Source organism: Nocardioides massiliensis, assembly GCF_030811215.1.
Taxonomy (GTDB): domain Bacteria; phylum Actinomycetota; class Actinomycetes; order Propionibacteriales; family Nocardioidaceae; genus Nocardioides_A; species Nocardioides_A massiliensis.
The window spans coordinates 2,227,405-2,241,920 of the sequence record NZ_JAUSQM010000001.1 but is presented as its reverse complement, the minus strand read 5'-3'; the positions used below and the strand labels follow the sequence as shown (position 1 = coordinate 2,241,920).

General features: G+C 72.5%; 14 protein-coding genes. 4 read left to right on the top strand and 10 right to left on the bottom strand.

From position 1 onward, the window contains the following. Positions 1–9 precede the first annotated feature (9 nt). Genes J2S59_RS11090 through hrcA form a run of 3 tightly spaced genes read right to left on the bottom strand, consistent with a single transcriptional unit; the run spans position 10 to position 2,943 of the window. Entirely contained in the window at positions 10–756 is a 747-nt protein-coding gene (locus J2S59_RS11090; RefSeq protein ID WP_068117671.1) for a 16S rRNA (uracil(1498)-N(3))-methyltransferase, read from the bottom strand. Continuing rightward, the gene (dnaJ, locus tag J2S59_RS11085; RefSeq protein ID WP_068117669.1) at positions 753–1,922 is read right to left on the bottom strand and encodes a molecular chaperone DnaJ; all 1,170 of its coding nucleotides are present in this window, start codon (positions 1,920–1,922) and stop codon (positions 753–755) included. Before dnaJ ends, J2S59_RS11090 begins: the two co-directional genes overlap by 4 nt. 1 nt (position 1,923) lies before the next feature. Next, positions 1,924–2,943 (bottom strand): heat-inducible transcriptional repressor HrcA, encoded by a 1,020-nt coding sequence (gene hrcA, locus J2S59_RS11080; RefSeq protein ID WP_068117667.1) that lies wholly within the window; start codon positions 2,941–2,943, stop codon positions 1,924–1,926. A 107-nt stretch (positions 2,944–3,050) separates the two neighbouring features. Here hrcA and J2S59_RS11075 point away from each other — a divergent pair, with 107 nt between their 5' ends. Next, positions 3,051–3,938 (top strand): MBL fold metallo-hydrolase, encoded by an 888-nt coding sequence (locus J2S59_RS11075; protein WP_181641575.1) that lies wholly within the window; start codon positions 3,051–3,053, stop codon positions 3,936–3,938. Positions 3,939–3,942: 4 nt separating this feature from the next. Here J2S59_RS11075 and J2S59_RS11070 read toward each other — a convergent pair whose 3' ends face one another. After that, a complete protein-coding gene (locus J2S59_RS11070; RefSeq protein WP_068117660.1) occupies positions 3,943–4,329 on the bottom strand; it encodes a DUF1707 SHOCT-like domain-containing protein in 387 nt (128 codons plus the stop codon). 10 nt (positions 4,330–4,339) lie between these two features. After that, positions 4,340–4,993 carry a PadR family transcriptional regulator gene (locus J2S59_RS11065; protein WP_068117657.1) on the bottom strand — a complete coding sequence of 218 codons (654 nt, stop codon included), beginning with the start codon at positions 4,991–4,993 and terminating at the stop codon, positions 4,340–4,342. A 139-nt stretch (positions 4,994–5,132) separates the two neighbouring features. Between J2S59_RS11065 and J2S59_RS11060 the strand changes: the two genes are divergently transcribed. Together J2S59_RS11060 and J2S59_RS11055 are read left to right on the top strand one after the other, a co-directional pair. Next, the gene (locus J2S59_RS11060; RefSeq protein WP_068117654.1) at positions 5,133–5,978 is read left to right on the top strand and encodes a DUF3097 domain-containing protein; all 846 of its coding nucleotides are present in this window, start codon (positions 5,133–5,135) and stop codon (positions 5,976–5,978) included. A gap of 52 nt (positions 5,979–6,030) precedes the next feature. Next, on the top strand, positions 6,031–6,432 hold the full coding sequence (locus J2S59_RS11055) for a DUF4870 domain-containing protein (RefSeq protein ID WP_220138306.1): 402 nt from the start codon (positions 6,031–6,033) through the stop codon (positions 6,430–6,432). 17 nt (positions 6,433–6,449) lie between these two features. On the opposite strand, the gene hemW is transcribed toward J2S59_RS11055, so the two are convergent. The 5 genes from hemW to lepA form a co-directional block, all read right to left on the bottom strand. Further along, entirely contained in the window at positions 6,450–7,676 is a 1,227-nt protein-coding gene (gene hemW / locus J2S59_RS11050; RefSeq protein WP_306825118.1) for a radical SAM family heme chaperone HemW, read from the bottom strand. A gap of 66 nt (positions 7,677–7,742) precedes the next feature. Continuing rightward, the gene (locus J2S59_RS11045; protein WP_068116801.1) at positions 7,743–9,515 is read right to left on the bottom strand and encodes an AMP-dependent synthetase/ligase; all 1,773 of its coding nucleotides are present in this window, start codon (positions 9,513–9,515) and stop codon (positions 7,743–7,745) included. A 216-nt stretch (positions 9,516–9,731) separates the two neighbouring features. Then, positions 9,732–10,424 (bottom strand): MOSC domain-containing protein, encoded by a 693-nt coding sequence (locus tag J2S59_RS11040; RefSeq protein ID WP_068116791.1) that lies wholly within the window; start codon positions 10,422–10,424, stop codon positions 9,732–9,734. Between the two features lie 37 nt (positions 10,425–10,461). Beyond that, a complete protein-coding gene (locus J2S59_RS11035; protein ID WP_246360076.1) occupies positions 10,462–11,418 on the bottom strand; it encodes an aminoglycoside phosphotransferase family protein in 957 nt (318 codons plus the stop codon). A 12-nt stretch (positions 11,419–11,430) separates the two neighbouring features. Then, positions 11,431–13,296, bottom strand: coding sequence for a translation elongation factor 4 (lepA, locus tag J2S59_RS11030; protein WP_068116792.1), 1,866 nt, complete (start codon positions 13,294–13,296; stop codon positions 11,431–11,433). Positions 13,297–13,409: 113 nt separating this feature from the next. Here lepA and J2S59_RS11025 point away from each other — a divergent pair, with 113 nt between their 5' ends. Next, complete coding sequence (locus J2S59_RS11025; RefSeq protein WP_068116793.1) at positions 13,410–14,363, top strand: phosphotransferase family protein; 954 nt, start codon at positions 13,410–13,412, stop codon at positions 14,361–14,363. The last annotated feature ends 153 nt before the right edge of the window (positions 14,364–14,516 follow it).

Below are 14,516 nucleotides of genomic sequence, written 5' to 3'. Positions count from 1 at the left end.
GGCTGCTGCTCACGCGCCCCAGCGCGGGGTGCGGCTGAGCAGTGCGGCCACGGCGGCGACGCCGGCGGTCGAGGTGCGCAGCACCTCCGCACCCAGCCGGACCGTGCGGGCGCCGGCGGCCGTGAGCCGGTCCAGCTCCGCGTCGCTCAGCCCGCCCTCCGGCCCGACCACGACGAGGACGTCGCGGACGTCGGAGAGGTCGAGTGCGTCGATCGCCACACCGCCCTCAGCCTCGTGCAGGACGAGGGCGAGGTCGGTCTCGCCCACCAGGGCGACGACGTCGTCGGTGGACGCCAGGGCGGCCACGTCCGGGAACCACGTCCGCCGCGCCTGCTTGGCCGACTCCCGCGCGGTGGCCTCCCACTTCGCGCGGCCCTTGGCGGCGCGCTCGCCCTTCCAGGTCGCCACGCACCGCTCGGCCGCCCACGGCACGACCCGCGCCACGCCCACCTCGGTCAGCACGCTGACCGCGAGCTCGCCGCGCTCACCCTTCGGCACCGCCTGGACGACGCTCACGCGGGGCAGCGGCTCGGGATCGGCCGCGCACTCCTCCACGCGCACCTCGAGCCGGCCCTTGGCCGCCGCGGTCACCGTGCACAGCGCGGACGTCCCGGCGCCGTCGGCGAGGACCACCCGCTCGCCGGCCCGCGTACGCCGTACGACGACCGCGTGGTGGGCCTCGTCGCCGTCCACGACGAGGTCCCGGCCCGCGCGTACCCCGGCCAGGTCGGGGTGCCGGTAGACCGGGAGGGTCACTTGAAGGCGTCGCGCAGCCGGCCGAAGACACCCTTGTGGGAGGCGTGGACCTGCCCATCGGGGTGGGTCTCCTCGCGCAGCGCCGCGAGCTCGCGCAGCAGTTCTTCCTGGCGGGCGTCGAGCCGGGTCGGAGTCTCGACGAGCACCCGCACGACGAGGTCACCGCGCCCCGTACCGCGCAGGCTCGGGACGCCGCGGCCGTGCAGCACCGTCTCCGCACCCGACTGCGTGCCGGGCTGGATCTCCAGCGGCACCGTGGTCTCCACGTCCGTGACCGCGCCGGACTCGACCAGGTCCGCCTCCAGCGTGGGCAGCTCGAGGGTGGTGCCGAGCGCGGCCGCCGTCATCGGCAGCGTCACGGTCGCCAGCAGGTCGGTGCCCTGCCGGGTGAAGGTCGGGTGGTCGGCGACGTGCATCTCGACGTACAGGTCGCCCGCAGGCCCGCCACCGGGACCGACCTCGCCCTGGCCGGACAGCTGGACCCGGGTGCCGGTGTCGACGCCCGGCGGGATCTTCACGGTCAGCGTGCGACGCGAGCGCACGCGGCCGTCGCCGGAGCACTCGCGACACGGCTCGGGGATGATCGTGCCGAAGCCGCGACAGGCCGCACACGGACGCATCGTGCGGATCTCGCCGAGGAACGAGCGCTGCACCTGGTGGACCTCGCCGCGTCCGCGGCAGGTCTCGCAGGTCACCGGCTTGCTGCCGGGCGCGGCCCCGTCGCCCGCGCAGGTGCCGCACGTCACCGCGGTGTCGACCTTGAGCTCGCGCGTGACGCCGAACGCCGCCTCGGCCAGCTCGACCTCGAGCCGGATGAGCGCGTCCTGGCCGCGGCGCACGCGCGGACGCGGGCCACGACCCTGCGCCTGGCCGGCCGACTGGCCGAAGAAGGCGTCCATGATGTCGGTGAAGGAAAAGCCCTGACCGGCTCCGCCGAAGCCGCCCGCACCACCGAACGGGTCACCGCCCATGTCGTAGTGGCGGCGCTTCTCCGGGTCGGAGAGCACCTCGTAGGCCCGGGAGACCTCCTTGAACCGCTCCTGGGTCTCCGGGTCCGGGTTGACGTCCGGGTGGAGCTGTCGCGCGAGCCGCCGGTACGCCTTCTTGATGGCGTCGGCGTCGGCGTCGCGGGACACCCCGAGCACGTCGTACAGGTCCTGACTCATCTCACTCCTCGAGGATCCGGGACACGTAGCGTGCGACAGCGCGCACCGCTGCCATCGACCCGGGGTAGTCCATGCGCGTGGGTCCGACGATGCCGAGGGTCGCCAAGGCCTCGTCGCGGGGGCCGTAGCCGGTGGCCACGACCGAGGTGCCGGACAGCTCCTGCACCGGCCCCTCCCGTCCGATCCGGACGGTGACGGTGGAGGAGGACGTGGCCTCCCCCAGCAGACGGAGCAGGACGACGTGCTCCTCGAGCGCCTCCAGCATCGGCCGGATGGTGGTCTCGTAGCCGTCGCCGAAGCGGGCGAGGTTGGCCGTGCCGCCCACGACCACGCGCTCGTCGGAGCGGTGGTCGCTCATCGCCTCGATCAGGGAGGCGACGACGACGGTCGTGGCCGCGAGACCGGCGCTCGCGCTCTCCTGGGTGATCTCGCCGAGCCGGTCGGCGGCATCGGCGATGCGCTCCCCGACCACGGCCCGGTTGACGTCGGTGCGCAGCCGGGACAGGTCGTCCTCGGAGAGCTCGTCGGGCAGCTCGATCACCCGCTGCTCCACGCGCCCCGTGCTGAGGATCAGCACGCTGAGCATGCGCGTGGGGGTGAGCGGGACGAGCTCGACGTGGCGCACCGTGGAGCGCGCGAGGATGGGGTACTGCACGACCGCCACCTGGCGGGTCAGCTGCGCCAGCAGTCGCACGCTGCGCTGGACGACGTCGTCCAGGTCGACCGCCCCCTCGAGCAGGGTCGTGATCGCCCGGCGCTCCGCGGCCGACAGCGGCTTGACCGTGCTGAGCTTGTCGACGAAGAGCCGGTAGCCCTTGTCGGTGGGCACCCGCCCGGCGCTGGTGTGCGGCTGGGCGATGAGGCCCTCCTCCTCCAGCGCGGCCATGTCGTTGCGCACCGTCGCCGGGGACACGCCCAGCTGGTGGCGGTCGACCAGGGCCTTCGAGCCGACCGGCTCCTGCGTGGAGACGTAGTCCTCGACGATCGCGCGCAGCACGGCCAGTCGTCGCTCCTCGACCATTGCCACCTGCTCCTTCCGCTCGTCGCCCGGTCCGTTCCCGGCACTTTGGCACTCGTGCGGACCGAGTGCCAATCCTACGGGGTTCGGCGATGGGTAGCCTGCACCTGATGAGTGATCCCACACTGGAGCCCGACACCGGCCTGGTCGAGCTGCGCCCCGGCTGCTGGGGCTGGCGCACCGCGTTCGCCGACCTGACCCTCGGGGTGGTCACGGGCCGCGACGGCGCGGTCGTCGTCGACACCGGCCCGACCGAGGCGCACGCCACCGCCTTCGCCGACGCGATCGAGGCGCGCGGCCTGGGCCCGGTCGTCGCGGTCGTCAACACCCATGTCCACTGGGACCACGTCCTGGGCAACGCGGTCTTCGCCGACCGCTGGCCCGACGCCGTCGTGCTGGCGCAGGAGAACGCCGCCGCCGCGACCATCGCCCACGTCGAGGAGTTCCGCCGCACCCTGGCTGAGCCGGGGTCGCCGTACGCCGCCAGCGAGCACCTCGACGGGTTGCGCACCGCGCGCGTGCGCCCGGCGACCGACACGCTGTCCTCGGCGCGCGTGCTCGACCTCGGCGACCGCTACGTCGAGGTGATCCACCCGGGCCCCGCCCACACCGACGGCGACGTCGTGGTGCACGTGCCCGACGCCGCGCTCGTCTTCGTCGGCGACCTGGTCGAGGAGTCGGCGCCCCCGTCGTACGGCGAGGACTCCTTCCCGCTGACCTGGCACACCGCGCTGGACCTCGTCGTGCAGATGCTGCCCGAGCACGCGGTCGTGGTGCCCGGTCACGGCGCCCCGGTCGGCCGGGCGTTCGTCGAGGAGCAGCGTGGCGGCATCGGCGTGGTCGCCACGACCATCAGCGACCTGGCCGGACGCGGCATCTCCCCCGGCGACGCTCTGGGCGCCAGCACCTGGCCGTTCCCCGTCGAGGCGTTGGAGCACGCCGTACGCCGCGGGTACGCCCACCTGCCGCGCGGCGCCCGCCAGCTGCCGCTGGCCTGACGCCTCAACCGCGGCGGGACAGCACCAGGTAGATGGCGACTCCCACCAGCAGCAGGACGAGGAACGGCGCACGCACGACCGCCATCAACGCCACGATCGCGACCACCGCGACCAGTGCCGTGGGATAGGTACGCCGTGGGCGCGCCGGCGGCGTGGGCCTCGGCGACGACGCCACGGCCGGCAGCAGGTCGGGGTGCGGGAGCGGCAGGTCGGCGAAGAGCCGCATCAGATCGGCGCCGGTCCGCGCCTGCAGCGCCTGGCCGCAGCGCTGCTGGTGCTCCTCGGCGTCCAGCCGACCGGCGACGTAGTGCTCCCCGAGGGCGTCCACCGCGGCGTACCGCTCGCTGTCGCCGACCCGGAGCCGGTGCAGCCGGGGATCCTCCTTGGCCATCAGGCACCCATCAGGACTCGTCGTCGGCGAGCAGGCCGTAGAGGCGGCGCCGGGTCTCCGCCAGGATCTCGGTCGCCTCGGCCTTCTGCTGCCGGGTGCCGCTGAGCACCACCTGACCGACCGCACCGAGCACCTGGCCGATGACCGGACCGAGGTCGGGACCGTCGTCGGCGCCGGGGGCGGTGTGGTCGTCGCGGATCGTGAAGACCTCCCAGGTCGCGGCCAGCTCGTCGGGGTGCTCGGCCACGTAGCGGCGCCCCTCCTCCGTCAGCGCCAGCAACCGGCGTCCGCCCACCTGCTCGCCGGCGACGAGCCCCTCGTCCTCCAGCGCCTGCACGGTCGGGTAGACCGAGCCCGGGCTCGGCTTCCACGCGCCGTCGGTGCGGTCGGCGATCTGCTGGATCAGCTGGTAGCCGTTCATCGGCTCGGTCGCGAGGACGTCGAGGATCGCCGCGCGGACGTCGCCACGCCGGGCGCGCCGGGGTCGCGCCTGCCCGAAGCCCGAGCCGAAGCCTGGTCCGCCGGGTCCGCCGAGGCCACGCACCAGGTCGCGCACCCACGGTGGCGTGCCGGTGCCCGCGGCGGGGCCGCGACCGCCGAATGCGGCACCGAGCGCGTCGGTCGCTGCGGCCCAGGGGTCCTTCGGGCGGTCTGCTCCGGTCATCGTCCACCTCCACGTGTGTTCTCGCCGATCGGTCGGCGATAGGTCAACGATATATCGCCCGACCACATCACACCCGTCACGTCACCTGCGTGCGGCGTGCCTGACCCACCCTGTCGGTGGCCCCTCCTACGGTGCCCCCATGACCCCCCGCGACCGCTACGGCACCGACGTCCTCGCGACCGACTGGCGCGCGCCCAAGCGCGGCCGCGCGGTCGAGACCGAGGCGCAGCACGGCATGGTTGTCGAGGAGGTCACCACCGACTGGTGCGGGGAGGTCGTCGCGGTCGAGCGCGACCTCGGCACGGTGATCCTCGAGGACCGTCGCGGCAAGCGCCGCACGTTCCCCCTCGGGCCGGGCTTCCTGCTCGAGGGCCGTCCGGTCATCCTGGTCGCCCCGACGCGCCGCGGCCCGAAGGCCCCCACCCGCACGGCGTCCGGCTCGGTCGCCGTCGCCGGCGCCAAGGCCCGCGTGGCACGCGCCAGCCGGATCTTCGTCGAGGGTCGCCACGACGCGGAGCTGGTCGAGAAGGTGTGGGGCGACGACCTGCGCATCGAGGGCGTGGTGGTCGAGTACCTCGCCGGCGTCGACGACCTGCCCGCCCACCTCGCCGACTTCGGTCCGGGCCCCGAGCGGCGCGTCGGTGTCCTGGTCGACCACCTCGTGCGCGGCTCCAAGGAGAGCCGGATCGCGGAGGAGGTCCGGCGTGGACCCCACGGTGCCCACGTCCTCGTGGTCGGTCATCCGTTCGTCGACGTCTGGCAGGCGGTCAAGCCCGACCGGCTCGGGCTCGAGGCGTGGCCCACGATCCCGCGCTCGACGGAGTGGAAGCGGGGCATCTGCCAGCACCTCGGCTGGCCCCACCGCACCCAGGCCGACATCGCCCGCGCCTGGCAGCACATCCTCGGCCGGGTCACGTCGTACGCCGACCTCGAGCCCGCTCTTCTGGGTAGGGTCGAGGAGCTGATCGACTTCGTCACCGCTTGATCGTCACCGCTTGATCGTCACCGCTTGACGCCACACACCCGAGGAGCACGCGATGACCTATCCGCCCGGACCTCCCTACGGCTCCCCTTCGGTCGGCGACGCCCCCAGCTCCGAGGAGCGCACCTGGGCGCTGGTCTCCCACATCGGCTGTCTGGTCAGCGCGTGGTTCGCGCTCGGCGTGCTCTGCCCCCTGCTGGTCCTGCTGCTGAAGAGCGGCTCGCCGTTCGTGCGCCGGCACGCGGTCGAGTCGCTGAACTTCCAGATAACCCTGCTGATCCTGATCGTGGTCGGCGTCGTGATCAGCGTGGTGACCCTGGGCCTCGGCCTCCTGGTCGTGATCCCGGTCGGCGGGGTCGTCGCGCTGCTCGCGCTGATCTTCCTCATCATCGCCACCGCGCGCGCCTCGTCGGGTGAGGACTACCGCTACCCGTTCAACATCCGCTTCATCAGCTGACGCCTCCCCGGCGTCCCTCAGGCCAGCAGCTCGCGCACGACCAGGTCGGCCAGCAGCCGGCCCCGGTCGGTGAGCACGACCCGCGGGTCGGGGGCGCTCAGTGGCTCGGCGCGGACCAGGCCGGCGCCCACCTGTGCGCCCACGGCGTCGCGACCGGCGGCGTCGAGCACGTCGAGCGCCAGCCCCTCGGCCAGCCGGAGCTCCAGGAGCACCCGCTCCACCCGGCGGGTCTCGGCGTCCAGCACCTCGCGCCCGTGGGCCGGCGACTCGCCCGCGGCGATGCGGCGGGCGTACGCCGCCGGGTGCTTGACGTTCCACCACCGCACGCCGCCGACGTGGCCGTGCGCGCCCGGCCCGGCGCCCCACCAGTCGGCGCCGCGCCAGTAGGCGAGGTTGTGTCGGCACCGGGCGGCCTCGTCCCGTGCCCAGTTGGAGACCTCGTACCACCCCAGCCCGGCGGCACGCAGAGCGGCGTCGGCGGTCTGGTACTTCTCCGCCAGGTCGTCCTCGTCGGGCATCGGCAGCTCGCCGCGGCGCACCCGCCGCGCCAGCGCCGTGCCGTCCTCGACGATCAGGGAGTACGCCGACACGTGGTCCGGCGCGCACTCCAGCGCGGCCGCCAGCGTCTGCTCCCAGTCGGCGTGGCTCTCGCCGGGCGTGCCGTAGATCAGGTCGAGACTGAGCTGGTCGAACCCGGCGGCGCGGGCGGCGGCGACGACCTCCGGCACCCGGCGGGGGTCGTGGGTGCGGTCGAGCGTCGCGAGCACGTGCGGCACCGCCGACTGGACGCCGAAGGAGACGCGGTTGATGCCACCGGCGCGCAGCTGCGCGAGGCGCGCGGCGTCGACGCTGTCGGGGTTGGCCTCGGTCGTGACCTCGGCGTGTGCGGCGAGACCGAACTCCGCGTCGATCGCCGCCAGGATCCGCTCGAGGTCCCCGGCGGGGAGCAGCGTCGGGGTCCCGCCGCCGAAGAACACGGTCTCCACCGGCAGCTCGGTGTCGCCCAGCACGCGGCGCGCCAGCCGGATCTCGGCGATGGCCTGGTCGGCGTACGTCGTGCGCGACGCCCCGGAGCCCAGCTCCTCGGCGGTGTAGGTGTTGAAGTCGCAGTAGCCGCAGCGCACCCGGCAGAACGGGACGTGGACATAGAAGCCGAACGGCCGCGTCCCCAGCTCGGCGAGCGCGGCCGCCGGGAGGCTGCCGTCGCGCGGGACGGGGTCGGCGTCGGGAACGACTGAGGGCACCGGTCCACCCTAGGCGGGTGCGCGGTGCCCTCGTCGGTCGGCCGGTGTGGCCGATCACGTCACTGCTCAGGCGTAGAGCGCGTCGATCTGCTCGCGGTACTTCTCCTCGACGACGTTGCGCTTGACCTTCATCGACGGGGTCAGCTCACCGGACTCGATCGAGAGGTCGTGGTCGAGCAGGATCCACTTCTTGACCGTCTCCCAGCGGTTCAGGCGGGTGTTGAGCTGGTCGACGTAGTCGCCCACCATCGCCTTGACCTTGTCGCTGGAGACGATCTCAGCGTACGACTTGCCCTCCATGCCGTTCTCGGCGGCCCACATCGCCATCGCGTCGGGGTCGAGGGTGATGACGGCGATGCAGAAGTTGCGCTCCGCGCCGATCACGATGAACTGGCTGGCGTAGGGGCACAGCGCCTTGAACTGCGACTCGATCGCCGGCGGGACGACGTACTTGCCGCCGGAAGTCTTGAACAGCTCCTTGATGCGACCGGTGATCGTCAGGAACCCGTCCTCGTCGAGCGAGCCCTTGTCACCGGTGTGGAGCCAGCCGTCGGCGTCGAGCGTGCGCGAGGTCTCCTCGGGGAGGTTGTGGTAGCCCTCCATGATGTGGGGCCCGCGCAGCAGGACCTCGTCGCCCTCACCGATCTTGATCTCGGTGCCGGGCAGAGCCGGGCCGACGGTGCCCATCTTGTAGTGGTGCGGGTGGTTGACCGCGGCGCCGGCGGCGTTCTCGGTCATGCCGTAGCCCTCGAGGATGAGGATGCCGGCAGCGTGGAACCACTCCGCGATCTCCCGGTTGAGGGCGGCCGAGCCGGAGATGAAGAACCGCACGCGGCCACCGAAGCGCTCGCGGACCTTGCTGAAGACCAGCTTGTCGAACAGCGCGTGCTGCTTGCCCAGCAGGAACGGCACCGGCTTGCCCTCGAGCTTGAGCTTGTCGACCTTGAGGCCGACCTCGAAGGCCTTCTTGAACAGTTTCTCCTTCACGCCGCCCTCGGCCGCCTGCATCGTGACGATCTTGCCGTGGGCCTTCTCGAAGATGCGCGGCGCGGCACCCATGAAGGTCGGGCGCACGACGCCGAGGTTGTCGACGATCTTCTCGACCCGGCCGTCGATGGCCGTGGCGAAGCCGATCGCCAGCTGCGCGGAGAGCAGCACCTTGCCGAAGGAGTGCGCCATCGGCAGCCACAGGAACTGCAGGTCGTCCTCGGAGAGGATGTTCTGCGCGGCGATCGAGGCGCCCTCGTAGGTCCACGAGGAGTGCTTGAGGCGCACGCCCTTGGACCGGCCGGTGGTGCCGGAGGTGTAGATGAGGGTCGCCAGGTCGTCGGGGGCGATCTTCGAGATGGCGGTGCGCACGGCCTCCGGGTCGGAGGCGAGCAGCTCGGCGCCCTTCGCCTCCAGCTCGGCCAGGGTCATCACCCAGTCGCCGTCGCCGGCGCCGTCGAAGACGATCACGTGGCGCAGGTGCGGGAGCTCCGAGCGCTGCTCGACCAGCTTGGCGACCTGGATGTCGTCCTCGGCGAACACGATCCGGCACTCGGAGTCGGCGAGGATGTAGGCGACGTCCTGGGCGATCGTGGTCGGGTAGACCGTCGTCGTGGCGGCGCCGGCGCACATGATCGCCAGGTCGGCCAGGATCCACTCGTAGCGGGTGCCGGCGGCGATGCCGACGCGCTGCTGCGGCTCGATGCCGAGCGCGAGCAGCCCGGCGGCGAGCTTGTCGACGTGGTCACCGGCCTCGCGCCACGACATCGACTCCCAGGACTCTCCGACGGGGTAGCGGAACGCCTCCCGGTCGGCGGAGGCCTTGACCCGTTCGACGAACTGGACGGCCATGTTCGGTGGGCGGTTCTCGATCGCTGCGAGGTCGTACTTGATGGCACTCACGATTCTGCTCCCGGCTCCTGGGTGATGACGGGTCCATCCTGAGGCGCATGAGGCGTGGCGTGCGTCACGCGATGGACTGGTGGGTAATAACCTAAGTCACACCGGCCCCCGGCGGCAGCCGGGTCGCCACATTGCCCCGAAAACCCCCTGGGCTCGCTCCCGCGATCAGACCTCGACCGTCGCGCGTGGGGCGACGTACGCCTCTGCGACCGCCCGCGGGCGGCTCCCGACCTGGGGGACGTCGAGCAGCTCGGGCAGCAGGTCCCGCTCGGTCGTGAGGGCGCGGAAGAGCCGCAGCACCGTCAGGCCGTGGTCCGGGCGGTGCACGACGCGCAGCGGGTCGCCGGCGCGCACGACCCCGGGCTCCAGCACCCGCAGGTACGGCCCCGGGCGACCGGCGTGGGCGAAGCGCTTGACGAACGCCGTGTCGTCGAGGCCGCGCAGCCCCAGCCAGTTCGCGAAGACGCGGCAGGGGATCCGCACGGACGCGACCTCGAGCAGCGGACCGGTGCCCGGCTCGCCGACCTGCCACTGCTCCCCCACGAGGGCGGCGTTGACGTCGATGCCGACGGTGGTGAGGTTCTCGCCGAACATGCCGTCGTCGATCGGTCCTCCCAGCTCGCCCGCCCAGTGGTCGAGGTCCTCACGCGCGTAGGCATAGACCGCCTGCTCGAGTCCCCCGTGGTTGGCCTGATCGGCGATCTCGTCGCCCTCGACGCCGCCTACGTCGACCCGGACCGCGCCGCTGACGGGGCGCTTGTCGATCGCCGTACGCCGCAGCTTGCCGGCCCACTCCTCGTCGCGCGCGGGTCCGACGTTGACCGCGACGACACGCGCGGCGGGAGACTGGCTGCTCATCGGGCCATCATCGCGCATCAGCCCCCACCTGGGGTCCTCAGTCCTGCACGGCCTTCGCGACCGTGATGCAGGTCGTCAGCCACGTCCGGTCGGTGGGGCCTGCCGGCTGGGCGGGGTGGCCGGCCTCGGCGGCGTTGACGACCATCCGGAGCACGACCCAGTCACGGGCGCGGTCCTCGTCCAGCATGGCCGTGTCGACGACCGCGTGGAACCGCTGACGGACGGCGGTCCGCGCGTCGGTCGCGCCGACGACCTCGCCCCACCGGTTCCACAACAGCGGTGCGACCTCGTAGTGCGGGTCGCCCGACAGCGGCTTGGGGTCGATGACCACCCAGTCCTCGTCATCGCCCGCCAGCACGTTGGCCCGGAGCACGTTGGCGTAGTGCAGGTCGCCGTGGACGAGCAGCCCGTCGGTGGCCGGGTCGGTGCGCAGGTCGCGTCCCACGGCGACCGCCTGCTCGACGAGCCGTCGCGGGAGCGGCGCGTCGCGCGGGAGGCTGGACAAAGCCTCCACCCACCGCTCGACGTACGCCGTCAGGGGGCGCAGGGTCGGGGGTGCGGGCACGTGCAGTCGGGTGTAGAGCGACGCGGCGATCTCGCACGCCTCGACGTCCCACAGCTCCTGCAGATCACCGCCCGGCAGCCGCTCGAGGAGCAATGCCGCCCGCCGCGGGTCGGCCCGCAGCAGCCGCACCGCGCCGCCGCGCCCCTGGGGCCCGCCCCAGTGCCGCAGGGCGAGGTGCTCGTGCTCGGCCTCCTCGTGCGGCAGCCCGATCTTGAGCACCGCGGACTCCCCGGTCTCGGTGCGCACCGCGAGCACCCAGGAGGCGTGGCCGTGCCAGGCCCCACCACCCGCGGTTTCCGGGACCCAGACGAGCCCCCACTCGGCCAGCAGTTCCGCGGCGAGGCCGGGGAGCCGGTCGAGCCACTCGGCCCACGCGGGGCCGCGCTCGCCGGCCCGCTCCAGGGCGGCCGGGACGCTCGGCAGCCTCACCGCCGGGGCCGGCTACTTCTTGGCCGAGGTCGGCTCCGAGGTCGACAGCGCGGCGATGAACGCCTCCTGGGGGACCTCGACGCGTCCGACCATCTTCATCCGCTTCTTGCCCTCCTTCTGCTTCTCCAGCAGCTTGCGCTTGCGGCTGATGTCACCGCCGTAGCACTTGGCGAGCACGTCCTTGCGGATGGCGCGGATGTTCTCCCGCGCGATGATCCGCGCCCCGATCGCGGCCTGGATGGGCACCTCGAACTGCTGGCGCGGGATGAGCTCCTTGAGCTTGCTGGCCAGCGAGACGCCGTACGCATAGGCGGCGTCGCGGTGGACGATCGCGCTGAACGCGTCGACGATCTCGCCCTGGAGCATGACGTCGACCTTCACGAGGTCGGCGGCCTGCTCGCCGGCGAGCTCGTAGTTGAGCGACGCGTAGCCCTTCGTGCGGCTCTTCAGGGCGTCGAAGAAGTCGAACATGATCTCGCCCATGGGCAGTGTGTAGCGGATCTCGACGCGGTCCTCGGAGAGGTAGTCGATGCCGCCGAGCTGGCCGCGCCGCGTCTGGCAGAGCTCCATGATGGCGCCGATGTAGTCGCTCGGCGCGAGGATCGTCGCCGACACGATCGGCTCGTAGACCTCGGAGATCTTGCCGTCGGTGGGGTACTCGCTGGGGTTGGTGACGACGATCTCGCGCCCGTCCTCCATCACGACGCGGTAGACCACGTTGGGCGCGGTGGAGATGAGGTCGAGGTTGAACTCGCGCTCGAGCCGCTCGCGGACGATCTCGAGGTGCAACAGCCCGAGGAAGCCGATCCGGAAGCCGAAGCCGAGCGCGCCGGACGACTCCGGCTCGTACTGCAGGGCGGCGTCGTTGAGCTGGAGCTTCTCCAGCGCGTCGCGCAGCGTCGAGAAGTCGTCGCCGTCGATGGGATAGAGCCCGGAGAAGACCATCGGGTTCGGGTGCTGGTAGCCGCCGAGCGGCTCGGTCGCGCCGTGGTGGGCGGAGGTGACCGTGTCGCCGACACGGCTCTGGCGGACCTCCTTCACCCCGGTGATGAGGTAGCCCACCTCCCCCACGCCGATCTCGCCGGCCTTGACCGGCTCGGGGCTGATCACGCCGACCTCGAGCATCTCGTGGATCGCGCCGGTCGACATCATCTTGATCCGGTCGCGGTGCTTGAGGCTGCCGTCGACCACCCGCACGTAGGTGACCACGCCGCGGTAGGTGTCGTAGACCGAGTCGAAGATCAGCGCGCGGGCCGGTGCGTCGGCGTCGCCCACCGGGGGCGGGGTCTGCGCGACGATCGTGTTGAGCAGCTCCTCGACCCCGAAGCCGGTCTTGGCGCTGACGTGCAGCACCTCCGACGGGTCGCACCCGATGATCCCGGCGAGCTCCGCGGCGTACTTCTCCGGGTTGGCGCTGGGCAGGTCGATCTTGTTGAGCACCGGGATGATGTGCAGGTCGGCGCCCAGTGCGAGGTAGAGGTTGGCCAGCGTCTGGGCCTCGATGCCCTGGGCGGCGTCGACCAGCAGGATCGCGGCCTCGCACGCCTCCAGCGAGCGCGACACCTCGTAGGTGAAGTCGACGTGGCCGGGGGTGTCGATCATGTTGAGCACGAACGTCTGACCGGCCTGCTCGCCCTCGGTCACCGTCCACGGCATCCGCACGGCCTGCGACTTGATGGTGATGCCGCGCTCGCGCTCGATGTCCATCCGGTCGAGGTACTGCGCGCGGGCGGCCCGCTCGTCGACGACGCCGGTGAGCTGGAGCATGCGGTCGGCCAGCGTGGACTTGCCGTGGTCGATGTGGGCGATGATGCAGAAGTTGCGCAGGATCGCGGGGTCGGTCCGGCCCGGCTCGGGTGCTGTCGGGTGGGTGGCCACGGGTCTTCGTCGCGTCCTTCGGCTGGGGTGCTCATGGGGTCGTGATGAGGTACGGCGCCAGCGGTCGGCGCGGCACCATCCTCCCACGCTCCGGGCCCTGACAGCATGCTCGGGTGATCACCTCGCCGGTCCCCCACGGGCAGACCGCCCGCCGCCTCACCTGGGAGCTGCTGCCGCCCCTGGTGCGGCGCCTGGTGGCGCAGCGGTGCGGCTCGCCGGTCGTGCGCGCCGAGTCGCAGGACGCGGGCTACACCCCGGGCTTCGCGTCGGTGCTCGAGTGCGCCGACGGATCGCGGCACTTCGTCAAGGCGGCCTCACGGATCGCCCAGCGGGTCTTCGCCGACTCCTACCTGGAGGAGGCGCGCAAGGTGGCCGCGCTCCCGACCGGCGTACCCGCCCCGCGGTTGCGCTGGCAGCACGTCGACGAGGCGTGGGTCGTCCTCGGGTTCGAGCACGTCCCCGCGCGCCAGCCGGGCCGGCCGTGGCAAGCCGTCGAGCTCGACGCACTCCTGGACGCGCTGGAGACGACCGCCGACCTGCTGACGCCCGACCCACCCGGTCTGACCACCTCCACCTTCGCCGAGGACCACGGCGCGATGGCCGGCTACTGGCACCAGCTGGGCGCCCGCTCCGTCCGGGTCCGCGGACTCGCCGACCACGGTGCCGAGGCTGCCGCACTGGCCGCCCGGCTCGGCGAGGTCACCGACGGCGCCACGGTCGTCCACACCGACGTGCGCGACGACAACGTGCTCATCCGTCCCGACGGCTCCGCGCTGCTGTGCGACTGGAACTGGCCCTGCCGGGGAGCCGCGTGGATCGACACCGTCGCAGCACTCATCGGTCCCCGCGGCGACGGGCTGGACGTGGAGACGGTCCTGGCCACGCGCCGGCTGACCGCGAGCGTCCCGTCCGAGCACGTCGACGTCCTGCTCGCCCTGCTGTCCGGCTACTTCCTGCGCCAGGCGGGCGAGCCGGTGCCCCGCACCTCGCCACACCTGCGCGACGCCCAGTGCTGGCAGGGCGAGGTGGTGTGGGACTGGCTCGGGGAGCGGCGCGGCTGGTGGTGACGGTGCGATTTGGGCGGCCCGGCGCCCCGCTGGTAACGTTGCCCTCCGCGTGTCCGGTGCTGACGCCTGCCCTGCGCAGCCAGCCGGGACCGCCCCTGAGCAGCGCACTCCATCCCGCACGTCCATTCAGCACCGAGCAGCAGAGGCAACTTC